Raw genomic sequence first — 21,448 nt, forward strand, 5'->3', positions numbered from 1 at the left:
AAACAACCCCTGGTCAAAGGCTTTGCCGTCGGCCGCACAATCTTCGCCGACCCCGCCCGCGCCTGGCTCAAAGGCGACATCAACGACGCAGAGGCTGTTGACCAGATGGCCAACCGCTTCAAACGACTCTGTAATATCTGGGATCAGGCCCGCAGCCTCCCCGCCAACACGCCTTTGAATGAGGGTTAAGAAACATGACAACCATCCGATTGACCGCCGCGCAGGCCATGGTCAAATACCTCTCGGCACAAATGACCCCCGAGGGCGAGCGTTTCCTGGACGGCGTCTGGGGCATCTTTGGCCATGGCAATGTCTGCGGCCTGGGCGAAGCCCTGCAACAGGCCGGTAACAGCTTTCCGACCTGGCGCGGCCAGAACGAGCAGACCATGGCGCATACAGCGATTGCCTATGCCAAAGCGCATAAACGCAAGCGCGCACAGGTCGTAACCTCGTCGATTGGGCCGGGTGCGACCAATATGGTCACTGCCGCCGCTCTGGCGCATGTGAACCGCATTCCTGTGCTGTTTGTGCCTGGTGATGTCTTTGCCGGCCGCGCGCCCGATCCGGTTTTGCAACAGATCGAAGATTTCGAAGACGGTACGCTGAGCGTCAATGACTGCTTTCGCCCGGTCAGCCGCTATTACGACCGCATCATGCGGCCTGAACAGTTGCTGACCGCCCTGCCCCGCGCCATGCGAGTGATGACCGATCCCGCAGCCTGCGGCCCGGTCACTCTGTCCTTTTGTCAGGACACTCAGGCCGAGGCCTATGATTACCCGGTCAGCTTCTTTGAGCCGCGCACCTGGCATATCCGCCGTCCGGAACCGGATGCGCGCGAATTGGCAGAAGTGGCCGAGATGATCAAAGGGGCTGAACGCCCGGTGATCGTTGCTGGCGGCGGTGTGATCTATTCCGAGGCCGAGGAGGCGCTTGGCGCATTTTCAACCAAACACGGCATTCCGTTTATCGAAACCCAATCGGGCAAAGGGGCCCTGCCCCAAAGCCATGAGATGAACTTTGGCGCATCCGGTGTGGATGGGTCAGCAGCGGCCAACAAACTGTCTGAGCAGGCTGATCTGGTCATTGGAGTCGGCACAAGGTTCCAGGACTTTACCACCGGGTCCTGGTCGGTTTTCAAACACCCGGATCGCAAGATCATCTCGATCAATGTGCAAGGATATGACGCGCAGAAACATGGCTCGGTCGGGTTGGTGTCAGATGCACGCATCGCGCTTGAAAAGCTAACCGCCGCGCTTGGCGACACGCGCAAATCCGGGTTTGATCCTCAGGTCCGTCTGGATTGGTTGGCGCGTGTGGATGAGCATTGCCGTAACCGCGACGGTGGCGAAGGCTATTTGCCGATTGATGCCGAGGTGATTGGGGCCGTGCAGCGCACCGGATCTGAGAAAACCGTTGCCATGTGTGCTGCAGGCACCATGCCCGGCGCGCTGAAACTGCTTTGGCAGGCCAGTGCTGGCGGCTATCACATGGAATACGGCTTTAGCTGCATGGGCTATGAGGTTGCAGGCGCGATGGGTCTGAAACTGGCCCAGCCCGAGCGTGACGTAATCTGCTTTACCGGTGATGGCAGCTATATGATGGCGAATTCGGAACTGGCCACCGCCGTGATGCGCAAGGTGCCCTTTACCGTGGTACTGACCGACAATCGCGGCTTTGGCTGTATCAACCGATTGCAAACCGGCACTGGCGGGCAGCCGTTCAACAACCTTTATGAACATTGCAACGTCGAGGAACAGCCCGAGATCGACTTTGTCGCCCATGCCGCCGCAATGGGGGCCAAGGCGATGAAAGCCAAGGATATCGCAGATCTTGAGGCCAAACTGACCGAGGCCAAAGGCTCGGATATTCCCGTGGTCATCGTGATCGACACCGACCCGTGGCATGGCCCGACCGAGGCCGGTGGTGGGGCCTGGTGGGATGTGGGCATCCCCGAGGTCAGCAATCAGGAAAGCGTGCGGCAGGCCCGCGCCAATTACGACGAAACCAGCAAAGCGCAACGCGCCGACTAAGTGGACATAGAAGACATGAGCGTCAAAATCGGGATTTCCCCCATTGCCTGGCAGAACGATGATCTGCCCGACATCACTGCCGACTACACCATGGAGCAAGCTCTGCGCGAAGCGCGTGAGATTGGCTATACCGGTGTGGAACGCGGCCAGCGCATGCCTGCCGATACCGAAGGGCTGCGCGCCTATCTGACCGAATATGACATCGCCTTGTGCGGTGGTTGGTGTTCGGGCAATTCGCTGGTCAATGATGTGGCCAGCGAACAGGCCGCCGTGCGCCAGCAGGTGGACCAGTTCATTGCCCTCGATGCCCCCTGCATCGTCTATGCGGAATGCTCCAACACGGTTCAGGGCATGATCGATGTGCCGGTGAATGACCGCCCCAAACTGTCTCGGGACGAGGTGCTGGCCTATGGGGCCAAACTGACCGAGCTGGCCAAATGGATGGCGGATCTTGGCATGCCGATGACCTATCACCACCATATGGGCTCGATCATCGAAAGCGAAGATGATGTGAACTGGCTGATGGAAGGCTCGGGCCCAGAGTTGAAGCTGTGCTTTGACACCGGCCACCTACTCTTTGGTGGGGGCGATGTCATGGCGACGCTGAACCGCTGGGGCGACCGGGTGCATCATGTGCATTTCAAAGATATCCGCCCGGATATCGTTGCGGATGTGCGCGCCAATAACCGCTCGTTCCTGGATGCCGTGATTGCCGGTGCCTTTACCGTGCCCGGCGATGGCTGCATCGATTTCCAAGCGGTTTCCGACGCGCTGAAGGCGATGGAATACAGCGGCTGGATCGTGGTCGAGGCGGAACAGGACCCGGCCAAAGCCCCGCCTTATGACTATTCCAAGATGGGATATGAGCACATTCAAAAAGTCTGTGCCCAGTCTGGCCTGACCATCCAGACCTGATTTCACTACCTGCTTTGCAGGCAACACCAAGACCATGACCAAGGAGGTTACCATGGTTGAACAAGAGCTCGGATATATTCCCTATTTTGATCGCGAATCCTGCGATCTGGATGAGTTCAAGGTGTTGACTTCGCAACAACTTACCTCCGAGGCGGTGCCATTAGCCGCCTCGGTTCAAAAGAACATCCCTCTTTATGACATGAATGCCTTGCGCCCCAATCTGGCCGATGCTGAGCAGCGGCGCGCGCTGATGGGCGAATGGGCCAGTGTTCTGAACCAAAGCGCTGGCGTGATCGTGCTGAAACACGCTTACCCCGACACGTCGGTGATTGATCGGGCCAGCGATGTTTTTCGCGCCATCATCGCCGAGGAAAAAGCCAAGGGCGGCGGCGAAGGTGATCACTTTGCCGCCTCCGGGGCCAATGACAGGGTGTGGAACGCGCTGCAAAAACATGCGCTTCAGGACCCAGAGGGGTTTGCGCTTTATTATGGCAATGCAGCGATAGCCACAGCCTGCGAGGCCTGGCTAGGACCGCATTACCAAATGACCGCGCAAGTGAACCAGGTGCGGCCGGGTGGCAAGGCACAACAAGCGCATCGCGACTATCACCTCGGCTTTCAAACCGCTGATGTCGCGGCCAAATTCCCGGTTCACGCCCATCTGGTGACGGCGGCCCTGACCCTACAAGGGGCCGTGGCCCATTGTGACATGTCCATCGAAAGCGGGCCAACCAAGCTGTTGCCGTTTTCGCAGAAATATGGCCCCGGCTATCTGGCCTTTCACGATCCCGGTTTCGCGGCCTATTTCGACGAGGCCTGTGTGCAACTGCCCCTGTCCAAAGGCGATGCGGTGTTTTTCAACCCGGCGCTCTTTCATGCGGCTGGCGCGAATATCACCGAAGATGTGCATCGGATGGCAAACCTGTTGCAGGTCTCCTCGGCCTTTGGACGGGCGATGGAGGCGGTGGATCGTTCGACCATGTGTCGATCACTCTACCCGGCGCTGCAAAGCCTGCGGGGACAGATGGGGGCTGCAGATATCCAGGCTGCAATCGCCGCCTGCGCCGAAGGCTATGCCTTTCCCACCAATCTAGACACCGATCCCCCTATCGGGGGGAACGCTCCGCAAACTCAGGCCGATATTCTGCGCCAGGCTTTGGCCGAAGACTGGACAGATGCCACGCTCGACAGCGCGCTCAGCGCGTTGAGCCATCGACAACGTGCCTGACACAAACCGCCGCCAGCCGAACCTGGCTGGCGGCTTCACCCCTTCAGAAAGTCCCAGAACATGCCCGATCTCTTGAAAAAGCCCTTTGGAACCCATGGCAAGGTGCACCAGATCACCCCGGAAAGCGCAGGCTGGCGCTATGTCGGGTTTGATCTCCACCGTCTACGGGCGGGTGACAAGGTCGCTGAGGCCACCGGTGACAATGAAGTCATTCTGGTCATGGTCGAGGGCAAAGCCGCGATCACCAGCGCGGGTCAGGACTGGGGTGTGCTGGGCGAGCGCATGAATGTCTTTGAAAAGACACCGCCGCATTGCCTTTACCTGCCAAATGGCAGCGATTGGGCCGCCGAAGCCGAAACCGACTGCACCATTGCCGTCTGCTCGGCCCCCGGCAAAGGCGGTCACGAAGCGCGCCGGATCGGACCGGATGGCATCACGCTGACCGAACGCGGCAAAGGCACCAATACCCGCTATATCAACAATATCGCCATGGAAAACGAAGACTATGCCGACAGCCTTTTGGTGACCGAAGTCTTTACCCCGGCGGGCCATTGGTCCTCCTTCCCGAGCCACCGTCACGACGAAGATGATTATCCGCGGATCACCTATCTTGAAGAGACCTATTATCACCGTCTGAACCCGGCCAGCGGGTTTGGTATTCAGCGCGTCTATACCGATGATGGCAGCCTGGATGAAACCATGGCCGTGGCGGATGGCGACGTGGTTTGCGTGCCACGAGGCCACCACCCTTGCGGCGCGCCCTATGGGTTTGAAATGTACTACCTCAACGTCATGGCAGGCCCCCTGCGCAAATGGCGTTTTGTGGCCGCGCCCGAGGTGGAATGGATCATGGAACGCGACGCCTGATTGCGGAGCAGACACAGAACGAGGCCCGACATGACTCAACCATTTCAACTTGCCGCCTGTGCCGAAATGCTTTGGCAGGACAAACCCATCGCATGGCGCGCCGCGCGTTTGACCGAGATGGGGTTTGGGGTCGGACTGTGGAATTGGCCCGACCACGACATTGCCAAGCTAGAAGCCGTGGGCGCAAATTACACCATCATGAACGGGTATCTGCAGGGGCGCTTGGCGGATGATGAGGGGGCAGAGATCCTGCTCGCTTCGGCCAAAGAAACGGTTCAGGTCGGCAAGCGCCTTGGCGTGGATCGCCTGAACCTGCACGGAACCGGACTTGGCGAGGGTGGCATCCCGATCTGGCAACATGAGCTGGAAACGGGCGACATGTGGCTCAAGGCGCGTGACAGCTTGATGCGGATCTGTGACCTGGCCGAGGCCGAAGGCGTTGTCTTTACACTGGAAAACCTGAACCTGCTCGATCATCCCGGTTGCCCTTTCGGGTCAACGGCGGATGTCTTGGCCCTGGTGTCAGCAATTGACCTGCCGCAATTGCGGATCAATCTCGACCTCTATCACACCCAAATCGGCGAAGGCGATTTAATCCGCTGGTGCGAGAAATGTCTGCCTTGGATTGGTGAGGTTCAGGTTGCGGATAATCCGGGGCGCTTTGAACCGGGCAGCGGTGAAATAAACTACACCGCTGTGGCCCGCGCGCTGGCAGAAATGGGGTATCGGGGACCAATTGGGATGGAGGCATTTGCCAAAACCGACTCCGAAGCCGCTTTGGAAGCCTTCCGCAAAGCGTTCACCTTGTAACGTTTCTGTCGCATCGCGTTTGGTTGAAAGCGGCCCAATTATCCCTTAGCAACAAATTGGGTCTTGGAGACGACATGTCCAAGACCCAAAATTTCGCTTGGCCAAGGGATTGTGATGGTTGTCACGCTAAAAGACGTAGCAAAACGCGCCGGCGTCAGCCGCTCGGCCGTTTCGCGCACCTTCACCGAAGGCGCGTCTGTCTCTGCCAAGATGCGTTCCAAGGTCGAAGCGGCGGCGCAAGAGCTGGGCTATCACCCCAATGCGCTGGCCTCGAGCCTGACCACCGGGCGGACCAAGTTGATTGGCCTGATCTCCAACAACTTTCACAACCCTTTGTTCCTTGAGGTGTTCGATCAGTTCACCCGTGGGTTACAGGACAAGGGCCTGCGGCCTTTGCTGGTAAACCTGACCGATGAAACCGATCCGGCGGCCTCGGTCCGCATGTTGCGGCAGTATTCTGTGGATGGGGTCGTAGTTGCCTCCTCGACCCTGCCCCCCGCCTTTGCGCTTGGGTTTCGCGACGCAGGTATCCCGGTTTTGCACGCGTTTGGACGCGCCGCCTTTAATCCACAGGTCCATGTGGTTGGGGTCGACAACCAGGAATGCGGTCGCATGGCTGCCAGCGAGCTGATGGCGCGCGGCTATCGCCATGTGGGTTTTCTGGGCGGTCCTAAAGAAGCGACATCGACCCAGGATCGCTTGCTTGGCTTTCGGTCCGAAATCGCGCGCCACCCGGATACGCGTTTGGATATCAGCTTTGCCGAGGCTTATTCCTTTGACGCCGGGCGAAAGGAAATGCTGCGCCAGTTAGAAGGCACCCCATGCGAAGCCTATTTCTGCGGCGATGATGTGCTCTCTATCGGGGCGCTCAGCGCCTTGCAGGATCGAGGGCTATCCGCGCCGCAGGATGTCGGGCTGATTGGATTGAACGATATGGAAATGGCGGGTTGGGAAAACATCAACCTGACCACCATCCGCCAGCCCATCCCCGAGATTGTCGAGGCTTCGATCGACGTGATGATGGCGATGTTGCAAGACCCGGACAACGCCCCTGCCGCCCGGATCTTTGAATGTCAGGTCATTGAACGCGGGACCTTGCGACCCCGCGCTTAGGATCGGCCCCCTAGCGAAACATTGGAGGCCGGGCATCGGTCCATTGACCATCCGCCTTGCCACTTTCCGCCACCGCGAAAACTGCCGCCATCGAACGCAGGCCGTCCTCGGCACGCGGATAAAGATCCGCTGCCGGGTCCATCGGACGCCCGTCCTTTGCGGCCCGTATCGCTTCGGCCAAATCGGAATAGATATTGGCAAAGGCCAGCGGCATGCCCTCGGCATGGCCAATCGTGACCCGCGTGGTGCGATCTGCCTCGGGAGACAGGCCCGCTTCGCCGCGCTCAATCACCTGAAGACGTTCGCCAAGCGGCATCCAATACAATTGGTTGGGCTGTTCCTGCGCCCAGCGCAGCCCACCCTTTTCTCCAAAGACCTGCAGCGTCAGCCCGTGCTGGCGCCCAATGGCAACGGAGGAGGTCCAAAGCCGCCCGACAGCCCCGCCATCAAAGCGCATATTGACCATAGCGTCATCTTCTAGCTCGCGTGACGCGATGCAGCTTACCGTATCGGCGGACAGCGATTTCAGCTCTTGCCCGATCACAAAGCTTGCCATGTGCAAAGCGTGAATACCGCAATCGGCAAACTGAGCCGAAACCCCCGCCTGTGCCGGATCATAGCGCCAGCGTACCCGTGGGTTATCAGCATCCGCCGCATCCGCGTGATGGCCATGGGCGAATTCGGCCTTGACCAGACGGATCGCGCCCAGGTCGCCCCGCGCCACCATCGCCCGCATATGGCGCACAAGAGAATAGCCGGAATAGCCGTAATTCACTGCGCAAATGCGGCCGCTGGATTTGGCAATGCGGACAATCTCTTCGCCTTCTTCCACGGTCATGGTCATCGGCTTTTCGCAGAGCACGTGAAAGCCAGCTTCCAGAAACGCCTTGGTGATTTCAAAATGCGTGGCGTTGGGGGTTGCGACCGTCACCAGATCAACCCGATCTTCGCGCGCTTTTTCACCGGCCAGCATTTCCTGCCAATCACCATAAGAGCGATCTGCCGCCAGACCCAGCGTCTGGCCATAGGCCCGCCCGGTATCGGGGCGATGATCCAACGCTCCGGCGCAGAATTCGAATGCCCCATCCAATCCGGCCCCAAGCCGGTGCGCGGGTCCGATCTGGCTGCCTTCGCCGCCACCAATCATGCCCCATTTCAACTTTGTCATGGCTGTTATCCTTGTTCCAAGCCAATTCATTCTGTGTCGTGGCGGGCCATCGCATTGATGAGAGCTTGGCCCGTCCACCTTTAGTGGGTCGCGACGTCGACCCAGCTATTGGTCACTGTAGATTCCCAGGCGGCCTCGATCACTTCTGACACGGCCAATCCATCACGGAAGGTGGGCCAGACCGCGGTCCCAGTCTCAATGGCCTGCAAAAAGTCGCGCGCCTCGATGATAATCTGATCCTGATAGCCGGTGCCATGTCCAGGCCCTTGGCAAAACGGTTCGAAATCCGGATGCGCTGGCCCGGTCAGGATCTTGCGGAACCCGCGCTGCGCCTCTGGCCCTTCGGCCAGATAGAGCCACAGCGCATTTTGATCCTCTTGATCAAAGCGGATATGCCCTTTGGTCCCGTGGATCTCATAGGCATAACCCATTTTGCGCCCCGTCGCGATGCGGCTGGAATAGAGATGCCCCATCACCCCAGATTCAAACCGCAGCATCAGCTGGCTGTGATCGTCATTGGTCACAGCTTGGCCGGAGCGCTCAGAATGTACCGTTTCGATATCCGCCATGACCCGCGCCACAGGCCCCATCAGGGCCAAGGCGGCGTTGATCGGATGCGGAGCCAGGTCGCCCATATTGCCATTGGCCAAACCTTCGCAGCGCCAGTTAAAGGGCAAAGCAGGATCCGCCAGGAAATCCTCGGTCATTTCGCCCCGGAAATAGGTTACGTCGCCAATCGTGCCCTCAGACAAAAGCTGGCGGGCAAACTGACTGGCGGGTGTGCGAATATAGTTGAAACCAACCATATTGACGACCCCTGCCTTTTCGGCGGCTGCCACCATGGCGCGGGCGTCTTTGATGCTGGCGCCCAGGGGTTTTTCGCACAAAACTGGCTTACCCAGTTCAAATGCAGCCTCGGCAATGGCGCGATGGGTTTCTTGCGGTGAGGCAATCACGATGGCCTCAACCTTTGGGTCCTGAACCAACTGCTGCCAGCTCTCTGCTGCACGTGCGAATCCAAAAGCTTTGCGATAGCGCTGCGCCGATTCCACTGACCCCGCTGCCACCATTTCCAGCCTTGGACGCAGCTTGGTATTGAACACCGCCCCGACTGAAGACATGGCGACAGCATGGGCTTTGCCCATATATCCGCCCCCGACAATACCTATTCCCAATTCCGTCATGACCCCTCCCCTGGTTCAGTGTCGGAAAACAATTCTTGCAACCGGTTGCAAAATAGGTAGCTTGAGACTAGGACTTGCGCAAGACGCAAATTAATCCGCTGCCGGATTTTATGCGTTGCAAGAGGGAGGAAACATGGCAGACCTTAATCGCCTTGGCGAAAACCGTTTTCTTGTTCTGGGCCGCGCCGGGATGGATCTTTATCCGGATCCGCCTGGCACCAGTATCGAAGAGGCTCGACGCTTTACCGCCTGTCTGGGTGGATCCTCGGGCAATATCGCAGCGGGCCTGGCCCGGCACGGCGCTCAGGTTGCTTTGGTCACCCGCGTGTCGCAAGACCCGGTTGGCCAGTTTTGCCTGAAAGAATTGGAAAGCTACGGTATTGAGACCAGTTACGTGACGACCAGCACTGGTGAAACGCGCACATCGCTCGCCCTGGCTGAATCCCGTCTGGAGAACCATCAGGCGGTCTTGTACCGCAACGGTGCCGCCGATTTCGAGATGTCTGCTGAGGACGTTCAAAAGATCGATTACACACGCTTTTCCGCGCTGATCGCCACGGGCACCTGCCTGGCAGCCGAACCATCGCGCAGCGCGACATTCAAAGCCTTTGAGATGGCCAGCGCCGCTGGCCTTCCGGTGATCTTTGACATTGATTACCGCCCCTATAGCTGGCCCTCTGCGGACATTGCAGCCGAGACCTATTCGCGCGCCGCAGACCTGTGCGACATCATTATCGGCAATGATGTCGAATTCGGCTTTATGGCCGGAGATTATGATCAGGGGCTGGCCAAGGCGCGGCAATTGGCAGCCGACAGCGCGCAGATCGTCGTCTACAAGATGGGCGAAAAGGGTGCGATCACCCTGACCAAAGCCGGCGAGACCCAAACCGGCATCTTCCAGGTCCAGGCCCTGAAACCTGTCGGTGCCGGAGACGCCTTTATGGGCGGCTTTGTCGCTTCGCTGGCTGCCGGTCATTCGGTGAAAGATGCCGTCACGCGCGGGTCGGCCTGCGCCTCTATCGTCGTCTCGCGCGTCGGCTGCGCCCCGGCCATGCCCACACCTGCCGAACTATCGGACTTCCTGAACACCCATCCCGGCCCCACTTTGCCCTGAAAGGATCACCCATGCACATCGCCCCCTATGACAATGCAAATGCGCCCATCGTTGATGTCGACAGTGATCTGGTGCCGCTGAACTATTTCAACATCGTCAAACTGAAACACGGCGAGGCGTTTGAATATCAGGTTCCGGGCTATGAAACCTGCATCGTACCCGCCACCGGGACCGTTGATGTCGATGTCGAAGGCGTGTCCTTTGCCAAGCTTGGCAATCGCGGTGAGGATGTCTGGGATGGCGATCCCGAAGGTGTCTATGTGCCGGTCGGTGCCAAAGTGACCATGTCCTGTGTTTCTGAAGACACCGAAGTCTTTGTCGCCGGGGCGAAATATGACAAGGTGCTCGATCCTTTTGACGTGCGCCAGCATGACCTTGTTCAATACGGCTCGGACGACACCAAAACCCATCGCAAGATCAAACACATCCTGGGCCAGAAACAACATGACAAGGTCGGGCGGCTTTTGGTCAGCGAGTTGTATACCGTCGGCACCGGCGGCTGGTCCGGCTTTCCAAGCCATAAGCACGACACCAACCGTCTGCCCGACGAAACCCGCCATGACGAGACATATAACTTCCGCTTTAAGCCCAACCACGGCTCGGGTCTGCAAATGCTGCAACGTGAGGATAACAAGCCCGGTGACGCCTATCACATCGTCGATGGCTCCACCGTTGTAATCGACAAGGGGTATCACCCCTGCTGCGTGCTGCCGGGTTATGAGATGTATTACTTTACCATTCTGGGCGGGCTGACCCAGCGGTCGCTGGTGCAATATTTCCAGCCGACCCATGCCTATCAGATCGAAACCATTCCTGGCATCAAAGACATGATTGCGAAATTCAAATGAGCATTGCGACCCTTTCTGACGTCCTAAAACCCGCCATGGCCGAGGGCTACGCGGTGGCCGGACTTGTTTGTCTCGGCTGGGAGGAAATGCGCGCCTATGTCGAGGCGGCCGAGCATGAACAGGTTCCGGTCATCCTGCAGGCGGGGCCCTCTTGCCGTGAACATACCCCCCTGCCCGTTCTGGGCAAGATGATGCGGCACCTGGCCGATGCCGCGTCAGTTCCGGTCGTCGTGCATCTGGATCATGGATATCAGTTGGAGGAGTGTCAGCAGGCTCTGGACAGTGGCTTTACCTCGATCATGTATGACGGATCGCGCAAAGCGCTGGCGCAAAACATCAAGGAAACCGCAAGAATCGCCGAGATGGCCCATCGCGCGGGTGCGTCCTGCGAGGGGGAGATCGGATTTGTCGGCTATGATGGCGGTGAGCAATCCGCCGGTACCGATCCCAGCGAGGCTGCAGAGTTCGCCAAGGCAAGCGGTGTGGATGCCATGGCGATCTCGGTTGGAAATACCCATTTGCAACAAGGGGCTGGCAAAGGCCTGGACGAGGCCCGCATTCGCGCCATTGAAAGCGTGACCAACCTGCCATTGGTGATACATGGCGGCTCTGGCGTGCCAGCCGCCCAGCGCAAATTTCTGGCGCGCGGCTCGCGGATCTGCAAATTCAACATCGGAACTGAGCTGCGCATGGCTTTTGGCGCAGCCCTGCGCGAGGCTGTGACCCGCGACCCATCGCGGTTTGATCGGGTCTCAATTCTAAAGGAAACACATGATCCGGTGGTTGCAGCGGCGCGGCAAGTCTTGCAAAACTTCAAACCTGCCCAGATAACGGCGTAACACCACCCCGCGAGTTTCGCGCAAGACCAGCAGTGATACCTCAAAAAACAACCATATGTAGTTTGCAATAATTCCAAAGCGCGGGCATCTTGCCCGCATGGAAACCCTGCCCTTTACTCACAGCGCCTTTCTGACGGCGATGGCTGGCCTTGTTGCCCTGGTCTCTGGCTTTACCGGCCTGTCCCTGACCAGAGACCTGTCCAGCAAGACGATGTTTGACAAGAAGGTGTCGATTGCCCTGGCATCCATCGCCTTGGGTGGTGGTATTTGGGCGATGCATTTCATCAGCATGCTTGGGCTACAACTGCCCATTCTGTTCTTCTATGATGCGGCAATCACACTGATCTCGGCATTAACCGCGATCCTGATCGTCGGCGCTGCGCTGATCCTTTTGCATTTCACCAATCGAACGCCGTTGGTCATCACCTTGGCCGGAGCGGTGCTCGGCATCGGCATTCTGGTGATGCACTATATCGGCATGGCAGGGCTTGAGCTGTGCCGCGCGATCTACACCCCGTTTGGCCTGTTGGTATCCTCGATCCTGGCGGTTGGGCTATGTATCCTGGCCATCTGGGTCGCCTATGGCGAGCGGACCAACCGAAATATCGTCCTTGGAACGCTGTGCTTTGCCATGGCGGTTTGCTCGGCGCATTTCCTGGCGATGTTTGGCACCGCCTTTCAGGCTCTGCCCGGGGCAAATGAGTTCGGGCCGCGCATGGATAATGAAACATTGGCGCTCGGGGTAATTCTGTTCAGCTTTGTCATTTTCGGGGCCTGCTTGTGGGTCAGTGTGACCTACCTCGTTCCTTCTACGCAGCAGGAAGAGGTGGCATTGCCCGCTGCCCGCCCCAAAGCCGAACCAGCCCCACCTTTGCTACAGATCCCCTGCGAACGCGACGGCGGCAAGGTCTTTATCGCTCCGGCCGAAGTGCTGTTTGTCCGTGCGGACGGCCACTACACCCAAGTCTACACCCAGACCGAACGCCTGTTCTGTGTCTGGCCTGTAACCGAAGCCTCAAAGCGGTTGGAGCCGCTGGGATTCCTCAAGACACATCGCAGTTATCTGGTGAACCCGACCTATGTGGTGCGCTTTGAGCGTAACAAGGACAAGGGGCGCTGCATCTTTGATGGCGACTCTGTCCCGCCCGCCCCGGTGAGTCGCTCAAAGCTGCGCGATATTCAGGACGCCTTGGCGGCGCAGGTCGGTGCATTTCGTGCAACCTAGCGCGCATTTCGTGCAAAACACTTGTTTTCCATGCATTTTTAAAAGCCAGCCCTAAGTGCTGCATGCTCACTTCCCCATAGCCAGAACATTCGCTTGAAGGGAGGAGAGCCGATGATTCCAGCGGCATTCGAGTATTACAGGCCCACGGATTTAGCCGGTGCCCTGTCCATTCTAGAGGAGCACGGCGATGATGCGCGCGTCATGGCGGGCGGTCACAGCCTGATCCCGATGATGAAGCTGCGCATGGCCGATGTGCCCCATCTGATCGACCTTCAGGATGTCGAAGGTCTGGGGGGTATTGAGGTTTCAGGTGACAGCATTCGCCTGGGCGCAATGGTCACCCAATCCGACATCATCAACCACGCCGCCCTGACCGAGGCGGCACCCATCCTGCGCGAAGCGGCGCTGCAAATCGCAGATCCGCAAGTGCGTTATATGGGCACTGTTGGCGGCAATGTTGCCAATGGCGATCCCGGCAATGACATGCCCGGTCTCATGCAATGTCTGGATGCGTCTTTCACTCTTGTAGGCCCGGATGGTTCCCGTGAGGTCGACGCCCGTGAGTTTTATGAGGCGGCTTACATGACCGCCCGCGAGGACGAAGAAATTCTCACCGCTGTCACCATTCCGCTGCCAAAGGGCGGCTATGCCTATGAAAAGCAAAAGCGCAAGATTGGCGATTACGCCACAGCGGCGGCGGCGGTTCAATTGGTCAAGGATGGCGAAAGCTGCTCAGCCGCATCGATCGCGATGACCAATCTCAGCGACACGCCGGTTTATTGCGAAGCAGCGGGTGCCGCATTGGTCGGCACCACGCTGGATGACGCAGCCATCAAGGCCGCTGTCGCGGCGATGTTGGGCGGGATTGACCCATCCGAAGACAATCGCGGCCCCATCGCCTTTAAAACACATGTGGCGGGCGTGATCCTGCGCCGCGCCATCGAACGCGCCTGGTCGCGCGCATAAGGGAGCGTTCTGAAATGTCCAACAAAATGCACATCAAGATGACCGTGAACGGCAAGGAAGAGGAATTCCTCGCCGAACCGCGCGAATTGCTGATCTATACGCTGCGCGAGCGGCTTAACATCACCGGGCCGCATATCGGCTGCGACACCTCGCATTGCGGGGCCTGCACTGTGACGCTGAACGGCAAATCGGTGAAATCCTGCACAATGTTTGTGGCGCAGGCCAATGGGGCCGAGGTCACCACCATCGAAGGGCTTGGCACGCCGGATGACCTGAACCCGCTTCAGGCTGCGTTCAAGGAACATCACGGGTTGCAATGTGGGTTCTGCACGCCGGGCATGATCACCCGCGCGTCCAAGCTGCTGGAAGAAAATCCAAACCCGACAGAAGAAGAAATCCGCTTTGGCATGGCCGGCAATATCTGCCGCTGCACCGGGTATCAGAACATCGTGAAATCCATTCAGGCGGCAGCCGCCGAAATGGCCAGTGCCAAGGAGGCTGCGGAATGAAGGACGAAATCACACGCGACGACCGCGTCGCCAATCTTAAGGGTATGGGATGTTCGCGCAAGCGCGTCGAAGATGCCCGCTTTACCCAAGGCAAGGGCAATTATGTCGATGACATCAAGTTGGATGGCATGTTGTTCGGCGACTTTGTCCGCTCTCCCTATGCCCATGCCAGAATCAAGAATATCGACATTTCCGCTGCTATGGAGGTGCCTGGTGTTCTGGCGGTTCTGACAGCCAAGGATCTGGAGCCGCTGGGCCTGCATTGGATGCCGACATTGGCAGGCGACAAGCAGATGGTGTTGGCCGATGGCAAAGTGTTGTTCCAGGGCCAAGAGGTGGCCTTTGTCGTGGCCGAAGATCGCTATGCCGCCGCTGATGGCATCGAGGCGGTCGAGGTCGATTACGAAGAGCTTCCGGTGATTGTAGACCCGTTCGAAGCACTGAAATCAGACGTTGTGCTGCGCGAAGACACGGTTCAGGACGGCAAACCCGTCGATGGCGCACATGGTCCGCGCAAACATCACAACCACATCTTCACCTGGGAAGCAGGCGACAAGGAACCTACAGAAGAGGTCATCGCAAATGCCGAAGTGGTCGCAGAAGAGACCATGTATTACCACCGTACCCACCCCTGCCCGCTGGAAACCTGCGGCTGCGTGGCGTCGATGGACAAGGTCAATGGCAAGCTGACGCTTTGGGGCACCTTTCAGGCACCACACGCGATCCGCACCGTGGTCAGCCTGATCTCTGGCATCGAAGAGCACAATATCCGAGTGATCTCGCCCGATATTGGTGGCGGGTTTGGCAATAAGGTTGGTGCCTATCCCGGCTATGTCTGTTCGGTCGTGGCCTCTATCGTGACGGGCAAGCCGGTCAAATGGATCGAAGATCGCATGGACAATCTGATGACCACGGCCTTTGCCCGTGACTATTGGATGACCGGCAAGATCTCGGCCACCAAAGAGGGCAAGATCACCGGGCTGCATTGTCATGTGACGGCCGATCACGGCGGCTTTGACGCCTGCGCCGACCCGACCAAATTCCCGGCCGGGTTCATGAATATCTGCACCGGGTCCTATGACATCCCCACCGCCTTCCTTGAGGTGGACGGTGTCTATACCAACAAGGCCCCCGGCGGGGTCAGCTATCGCTGCTCCTTCCGCGTCACCGAAGCGGTCTATTTCATCGAGCGCATGATCGAAGTGCTGGCGATCAAGTTGGATATGGACGCGGCTGAGCTGCGCCGGATCAACTTTATCAAGAAAGAACAATTCCCGTACAAGGCCGCGCTAGGCTGGGAATATGACAGTGGCGACTATCACACCGCTTGGGACAAGGCGCTGAAGACCGTCGATTACGATGGGCTGCGCGCCGAACAAGCCCAGCGGGTTGAGGATTTCAAGGCGGGGAAAACTCGGTCCCTGATGGGCATTGGCCTGTCGTTCTTTACCGAGATTGTCGGCGCTGGCCCGGTCAAGAATTGCGATATTCTCGGGCTTGGCATGTTTGACAGCTGCGAGATCCGCATTCACCCAACCGGGTCGGCGATTGCCCGTCTGGGTACTATTTCACAAGGACAAGGACACGCGACTACCTTTGCGCAGATCCTCGCCTCAGAAATCGGGCTGCCCGCAGATAGCATCACGATTGAGGAAGGCGACACTGACACGGCCCCCTATGGTCTGGGCACCTATGGCTCGCGCTCTACGCCTGTCGCAGGCGCTGCTACGGCCATGGCCGGGCGCAAGATCCGTGCAAAGGCGCAAATGATCGCGGCCTATCTGCTTGAGGTGCATGACGATGACGTTGAATTCGACGTGGATCGGTTTGTGGTCAAAGGCGCGCCTGAGCGGTTCAAGACGATGAAGGAAATCGCCTTTGCCGCCTATAATCAGGCCATTCCTGGCATCGAGCCCGGGCTTGAGGCGGTCAGCTATTATGACCCGCCCAATATGACCTACCCGTTCGGGGCTTATGTCTGTGTCATGGATATTGACGTCGACACCGGCGTGACCGACATTCGCCGTTTTTACGCGCTGGATGATTGCGGCACCCGGATTAACCCGATGATCATCGAGGGCCAGGTCCATGGCGGATTGACCGAAGCGCTCGCCGTCGCTCTGGGACAAGAGATTGCCTATGACGATATGGGCAATGTGAAAACCGGGACCTTGATGGACTTCTTCCTGCCCACCGCCTGGGAGGTGCCCAATTACGAAACCGATTACACCGTCACCCCGTCGCCGCATCACCCAATCGGTGCAAAAGGCGTTGGCGAAAGCCCGCATGTGGGTGGTGTGCCCTGTTTCTCCAACGCCGTGCAGGATGCGTTCCGCGCCTTTGGCAACACGCATACCAATATGCCGCATGATCATTGGCGGATCTGGAAAACCGCCAATGCCCTTGGCCTGCACGACTAAGAAAGGATGCAGGGCGCGTTAATCCGCGCGCCCTGCAAACACCATCATGACATGGACCGAATTACAGACCTCGCTGGGGGGTGACGGATATGTTGCATCCGATGACCTTGCCGTCGCGCTGCAACTGGCACTGTCTCTGGGCCGCCCCTTGCTATTGGAAGGCGCGGCAGGTGTGGGCAAAACCGAAGTCGCCCGCGCCCTGGCCACCACCCAAGATGCCAAGCTGATCCGCTTGCAATGCTACGAGGGGTTGGACGCTTCGCAGGCGATTTATGAATGGAACTATCAGCGCCAATTGCTGACCATTCGAGCCGCGGCCGAAGATGGAGAGACCGGGAAATCGGTCGAGGCCCGGATCTTTTCCCGCGACTTCCTGCTTGAGCGCCCGCTCTTGGCGGCTATCACCCAAGACACACCGCCCGTTCTGTTGATCGACGAGATCGACCGCGCGGATGAGGAGTTTGAGGCCTATCTGCTGGAAATCCTGTCGGATTTTCAGGTTTCGATCCCTGAACTGGGCACCATCACAGCCACGTCGCGCCCGATTGTCATCCTGACCTCAAACGGCACCCGTGATCTGTCCGACGCGCTGCGGCGGCGGTGTCTTTATACCTATGTCGATTACCCCGACCGCGCGACCGAATTGGCGATCCTCAAGGCCCGCTGCCCCGAGGTTGAAGCGCAATTGGCGGAGCAGATCATTGGCTTCGTACAAACCCTGCGCAAAGAAGAGCTGGAGAAAGTGCCCGGCATCGCCGAAATGCTGGATTTTGCTGCGGCGCTGATGGGCTTGGGCATTGCCGATCTCACAAGCTCGCCCGATGTGTTGCAATCGACCCTGACCACCCTGCTGAAAACCCAAAGCGATCAGGCGCAGATCACTCGTGATGTCGCCGCACGCATCGCGGGCAAGGCCGCATGAGCCGGGTCACGAAATTCGCCTCGCGCGATCCCGGGCCCACGGCGCGGGTGGTGGGGTTTGTCGCCCATCTGCGCGAAAACGGTCTACGTTTGGGGGTGGGTGAGGCCGAGCTCGCCTTGCGCGGGTTGGCCCAAACGCGGGCGGTGACCCATCAAGATTGCCGCCGTACCCTGCGCGCCATCTGCACCGGCTGTAAAGACGAAATCGAGCGGTTTGACGCCTTGTTTGACGCCTATTGGCTGGATGCCGGGCGGGTCAAACAAAAGGTCATTCCCAAACCGCAAACCCCGATCAATGACAGCGTGCATTCCAACCGCGACCGCGCTGAGCAAGACGCGCAAAGCGGCTTATCTGGCTCGGCCACCGCTCCGGATGATGGCCAGGGTGAGGCCGATGGCGATGGCACCGGCAAGCTGATCGCCACAATGCAACGCCAGCTGTCGCGTCAGGATCTGCGCGACCTTGTCCGCCCCGAAGACATTGCCGCTGCGGAAAAGGTTGCGCTCAGGCTTGGCGCGGCCTTGCGTGATCAAAGATCCCGCCGCCGCATAGCCGCGTGCAAAGGGGATCGCCTGCATTTTCGCAAAACCATCCGCCGCAGTTTGGCCACTGGGGGCGAGCCGCTGCATCTTTTGCGCAAACGCCGCCCGGATCGTCAGCGCAAGATTGTGGCCCTGTGTGACGTATCGGGATCCATGAGCCTTTACGCCCAGGTGTTTCTGGCCTTTCTTGCCGGGCTCATGCGGGCCGACAAAGATGCGGATGCCTACCTGTTTCACACCCGCCTTGTGCGCATCACCGAGGCCCTGCGCGACAAAGACACGATGCGCGCCATTGGCCGTATGTCCATGATGGCGGACGGGTTTGGCGGAGGTTCCAAGATCGGACCGTCGCTGCAACGCTTTGCCGACACCTATGCCAAACGCTTTGTCGATGGGCGCAGCGTGGTGATGATCCTGTCCGATGGCTATGACACCAGCCCGCCCGAAGAACTGAGCAAAGCCTTGCAAAAGCTGAAGAAACGCGGCTGCACGATCATCTGGCTGAACCCCCTTAAGGGATGGAAAGACTATGCGCCCATCGCCTCGGGCATGGCCGCTGCCCTGCCCTGGCTTGACCTGTTTCAACCCGCCAACACTCTGGCCGATCTGGCCAGTCTCGAAAAGGAGCTTGCCGCCCTATGAAACCGCAAACCATCCTGGATTTCGAATTCGGCAAAGTTGTTGAGGAGCTTGGCGCGCGCCAACAACCTTTTGCCTGCGCCACAATTGTGCGCTCCAGCGGCGCGACCGCGGCCAAGGCCGGGGCCAAAGCCATCTTGGCAGCTGATGGCACCATCCTGCATGGCTGGCTCGGCGGCGGTTGCACCCGTGGCGCTGTGAAACGATTTGCCGTGCAGGCGCTGAAAGATGGCAAACCGCAAATGGTTTCCATCGCGCCAGAAGAGCAGCTAGAGGCGCTGGGGGTCGCGCCGGGGGATGAGGTCGATGGCACCCATTTTGCCCGCAATGGCTGCCCCTCTCGCGGCACGATCGATGTGTTCATCGAACCCTATTTGCCGCAGGCGGAATTGGTGATTCTGGGGGCTTCGCCCGTGGCCAGAGCGCTGGCATCTCTGGCCCCCTCCCTTCATTGGAGCGTCACAGACAGTGTGACCGCCAAAACCGCCCCCGCACAGCAGCAAGTCATCGTCATTGCCACCCAAGGCCAAGGTGATCTGGATGCGTTAAAATCCGCCCTGTCTGGAACGCCCGACTATGTTGCCTTTGTCGGCAGCGCACGGAAATACGCGATGCTGGCGGACAAATTGTCAGAGGTCGGCTTTCCCGACGCAGCCATCCAGGCGGTGAACTCCCCGGCTGGTTTGAACCTTGGTGCAATCACACCCGAGGAAATCGCTCTCTCGATCCTCGCGCAACTGGTGCAGCACCGCCGCCAAAACACCCAACCCGGAACCGAACAAGTCACGGACGTTTGAAAGGAACCCACATGGCAGCCCTGAAATCTCTCTTCTCTCGTCTTGGTCGCAAAATGGCGATGAAACCCGAACAGGCCGAATTGATCGCAAAAATCAAATTTCCCTGTTGTTAAAAGGAAAAAACATGGAACTTTCAGATGAAATCACCATCGCAGCGCCGCTTGAGCAGGTCTATGCCGCGTTGAACGACCCAGAGGTGCTGCAAAAATGTATTCCCGGCTGCGAGGAACTCATCAAGCATAGCGATACCGATTTGGAAGCCAAAGTCGTGCTTAAGGTCGGGCCGGTCAAAGCCAGATTTGGCGGCACTGTCGAACTGGATACCAGCGGCGCACCCAACGCCTTTTCCCTGACAGGTCAAGGGAATGGCGGCGCAGCAGGTCATGCCAAAGGCGGGGCCGATGTCACCCTGACCGCTGATGGCGACACAACGATTCTGCGCTATGACGCCAAGGCCGACATTGGCGGCAAGATCGCCCAGCTTGGCAGCCGCTTGATCCAAAGCACGGCCAAGAAACTGGCGGCGAAATTCTTCAAATCCTTCGCGGATCACTTTTCCGAAGAAATTGCAGCCTAGGGGCAGCAAAGCATACAGAACGAGTGGCGGCCCAGGTTGCACAAGCAAAGTTTTAGGGCCGCCCCTTGCGCAGTTCCGCCGAGCGCATCATCTTGGCTTCATGATGAAAACCGAAATCAACCGCACCGTTGTCACCAGAATGATAGCCCTGTTTGGCTTTGTGGCAGCGCTTTGGGTGATCCAAGCGCTGAACTGGGCGACGGGCTATTGGTTCAACACGCTCTTTGGGCTGATCCCGCGACATGTCTCAGGCTTGGATGGCATCTTGGGGATGCCGCTATTGCATGGCAGTTTTGCGCATTTGATTTCTAACACGGCACCGCTGCTGATGCTGGGCGGGCTCTTGGTCACTACGGCCACCCGAGCCCTGGTGGCGGTGAATGCCTGTATTATCCTGCTCGGCGGACTTCTGGTTTGGGTTTTCGGCAGTACCGCCATCCATATCGGTGCCTCGGGGCTGGTGTTTGGCTGGTTCGGCTTTCTCATAGCGCGCGGCCTCGTCGATCGCTCAATGGTCACACTCGGGGCCGCTCTGATTGTCGGCTTGCTTTACGGGTCGATCATATGGGGTGTCCTGCCGGGGCAACCCGGTGTGTCCTGGGAGGCCCATTTGTTCGGAGCCTTGGCCGGGGTGGTCGCCGCCATCGCCATTCGAACCCATGTCCACGCCCCGCGCGTGACGGGCATTCGAAACCGCTAGATGCCAGTGCCGCGCGGTCCAAAGGGGTTTGGAAA

The 21,448-nt window shown here is 58.7% G+C and carries 21 protein-coding genes; 19 read left to right on the forward strand and 2 right to left on the reverse strand.

The features are described 5' to 3' along the window. From CLV87_RS00005 to CLV87_RS00035, 7 genes are all read left to right on the forward strand, one after another. A partial coding sequence (locus CLV87_RS00005) for a 2-deoxy-5-keto-D-gluconate 6-phosphate aldolase domain-containing protein (RefSeq protein WP_133840653.1) occupies positions 1–189 on the forward strand: 189 nt, incomplete at its 5' end. Positions 190–194: 5 nt separating this feature from the next. Continuing rightward, entirely contained in the window at positions 195–2,030 is a 1,836-nt protein-coding gene (iolD, locus tag CLV87_RS00010) for a 3D-(3,5/4)-trihydroxycyclohexane-1,2-dione acylhydrolase (decyclizing) (protein ID WP_099244510.1), read from the forward strand. 15 nt (positions 2,031–2,045) lie between these two features. Continuing rightward, positions 2,046–2,945: a myo-inosose-2 dehydratase gene (iolE, locus tag CLV87_RS00015; RefSeq protein ID WP_099244966.1), complete on the forward strand. Its 900-nt coding sequence runs from the start codon at positions 2,046–2,048 to the stop codon at positions 2,943–2,945. 52 nt (positions 2,946–2,997) lie between these two features. Next, entirely contained in the window at positions 2,998–4,173 is a 1,176-nt protein-coding gene (locus CLV87_RS00020; RefSeq protein WP_099244964.1) for a phytanoyl-CoA dioxygenase family protein, read from the forward strand. Between the two features lie 60 nt (positions 4,174–4,233). Beyond that, on the forward strand, positions 4,234–5,040 hold the full coding sequence (gene iolB / locus CLV87_RS00025; RefSeq protein ID WP_099244508.1) for a 5-deoxy-glucuronate isomerase: 807 nt from the start codon (positions 4,234–4,236) through the stop codon (positions 5,038–5,040). A 30-nt stretch (positions 5,041–5,070) separates the two neighbouring features. Further along, entirely contained in the window at positions 5,071–5,850 is a 780-nt protein-coding gene (locus CLV87_RS00030) for a TIM barrel protein (RefSeq protein WP_099244506.1), read from the forward strand. Positions 5,851–5,964: 114 nt separating this feature from the next. After that, entirely contained in the window at positions 5,965–6,963 is a 999-nt protein-coding gene (locus CLV87_RS00035; protein WP_099244504.1) for a LacI family DNA-binding transcriptional regulator, read from the forward strand. 10 nt (positions 6,964–6,973) lie between these two features. On the opposite strand, the gene CLV87_RS00040 is transcribed toward CLV87_RS00035, so the two are convergent. Both CLV87_RS00040 and CLV87_RS00045 read right to left on the reverse strand, forming a co-directional pair. Beyond that, positions 6,974–8,131 carry a Gfo/Idh/MocA family protein gene (locus CLV87_RS00040; RefSeq protein WP_099244502.1) on the reverse strand — a complete coding sequence of 386 codons (1,158 nt, stop codon included), beginning with the start codon at positions 8,129–8,131 and terminating at the stop codon, positions 6,974–6,976. A gap of 80 nt (positions 8,132–8,211) precedes the next feature. Then, entirely contained in the window at positions 8,212–9,315 is a 1,104-nt protein-coding gene (locus tag CLV87_RS00045; protein ID WP_099244500.1) for a Gfo/Idh/MocA family protein, read from the reverse strand. A gap of 133 nt (positions 9,316–9,448) precedes the next feature. On the opposite strand from CLV87_RS00045, the gene iolC reads away from it, so the two are divergent. From iolC to CLV87_RS00105, 12 genes are all read left to right on the forward strand, one after another. Beyond that, the gene (gene iolC, locus CLV87_RS00050) at positions 9,449–10,429 is read left to right on the forward strand and encodes a 5-dehydro-2-deoxygluconokinase (protein ID WP_099244498.1); all 981 of its coding nucleotides are present in this window, start codon (positions 9,449–9,451) and stop codon (positions 10,427–10,429) included. 11 nt (positions 10,430–10,440) lie between these two features. After that, positions 10,441–11,277 carry a 5-deoxy-glucuronate isomerase gene (locus CLV87_RS00055; protein ID WP_099244496.1) on the forward strand — a complete coding sequence of 279 codons (837 nt, stop codon included), beginning with the start codon at positions 10,441–10,443 and terminating at the stop codon, positions 11,275–11,277. Continuing rightward, complete coding sequence (locus CLV87_RS00060) at positions 11,274–12,116, forward strand: class II fructose-bisphosphate aldolase (RefSeq protein WP_099244494.1); 843 nt, start codon at positions 11,274–11,276, stop codon at positions 12,114–12,116. The genes CLV87_RS00055 and CLV87_RS00060 overlap by 4 nt, the downstream gene beginning before the upstream one ends. Before the next feature lie 97 nt (positions 12,117–12,213). Further along, positions 12,214–13,341 (forward strand): MHYT domain-containing protein, encoded by a 1,128-nt coding sequence (locus tag CLV87_RS00065; RefSeq protein ID WP_099244492.1) that lies wholly within the window; start codon positions 12,214–12,216, stop codon positions 13,339–13,341. Positions 13,342–13,452: 111 nt separating this feature from the next. Beyond that, positions 13,453–14,307: an FAD binding domain-containing protein gene (locus tag CLV87_RS00070; RefSeq protein ID WP_099244490.1), complete on the forward strand. Its 855-nt coding sequence runs from the start codon at positions 13,453–13,455 to the stop codon at positions 14,305–14,307. Between the two features lie 14 nt (positions 14,308–14,321). Further along, positions 14,322–14,816 (forward strand): (2Fe-2S)-binding protein, encoded by a 495-nt coding sequence (locus CLV87_RS00075; RefSeq protein WP_099244489.1) that lies wholly within the window; start codon positions 14,322–14,324, stop codon positions 14,814–14,816. After that, positions 14,813–17,236 (forward strand): aerobic carbon-monoxide dehydrogenase large subunit, encoded by a 2,424-nt coding sequence (locus CLV87_RS00080; protein ID WP_099244487.1) that lies wholly within the window; start codon positions 14,813–14,815, stop codon positions 17,234–17,236. The genes CLV87_RS00075 and CLV87_RS00080 overlap by 4 nt, the downstream gene beginning before the upstream one ends. Before the next feature lie 46 nt (positions 17,237–17,282). Further along, positions 17,283–18,158, forward strand: coding sequence for an AAA family ATPase (locus tag CLV87_RS00085; RefSeq protein WP_099244485.1), 876 nt, complete (start codon positions 17,283–17,285; stop codon positions 18,156–18,158). Continuing rightward, positions 18,155–19,342, forward strand: coding sequence for a vWA domain-containing protein (locus CLV87_RS00090; RefSeq protein WP_099244483.1), 1,188 nt, complete (start codon positions 18,155–18,157; stop codon positions 19,340–19,342). The genes CLV87_RS00085 and CLV87_RS00090 overlap by 4 nt, the downstream gene beginning before the upstream one ends. Next, positions 19,339–20,136, forward strand: coding sequence for an XdhC family protein (locus CLV87_RS00095; protein ID WP_099244482.1), 798 nt, complete (start codon positions 19,339–19,341; stop codon positions 20,134–20,136). Before CLV87_RS00090 ends, CLV87_RS00095 begins: the two co-directional genes overlap by 4 nt. Positions 20,137–20,260: 124 nt before the next feature. Next, entirely contained in the window at positions 20,261–20,713 is a 453-nt protein-coding gene (locus CLV87_RS00100; protein ID WP_099244480.1) for a CoxG family protein, read from the forward strand. Between the two features lie 103 nt (positions 20,714–20,816). Further along, positions 20,817–21,413, forward strand: a complete 597-nt coding sequence (locus tag CLV87_RS00105) for a rhomboid family intramembrane serine protease (RefSeq protein WP_328591541.1) — start codon at positions 20,817–20,819, stop codon at positions 21,411–21,413. The last annotated feature ends 35 nt before the right edge of the window (positions 21,414–21,448 follow it).

The organism is Pelagimonas phthalicica (assembly GCF_004364805.1).
Classification (GTDB): domain Bacteria; phylum Pseudomonadota; class Alphaproteobacteria; order Rhodobacterales; family Rhodobacteraceae; genus Pelagimonas; species Pelagimonas phthalicica.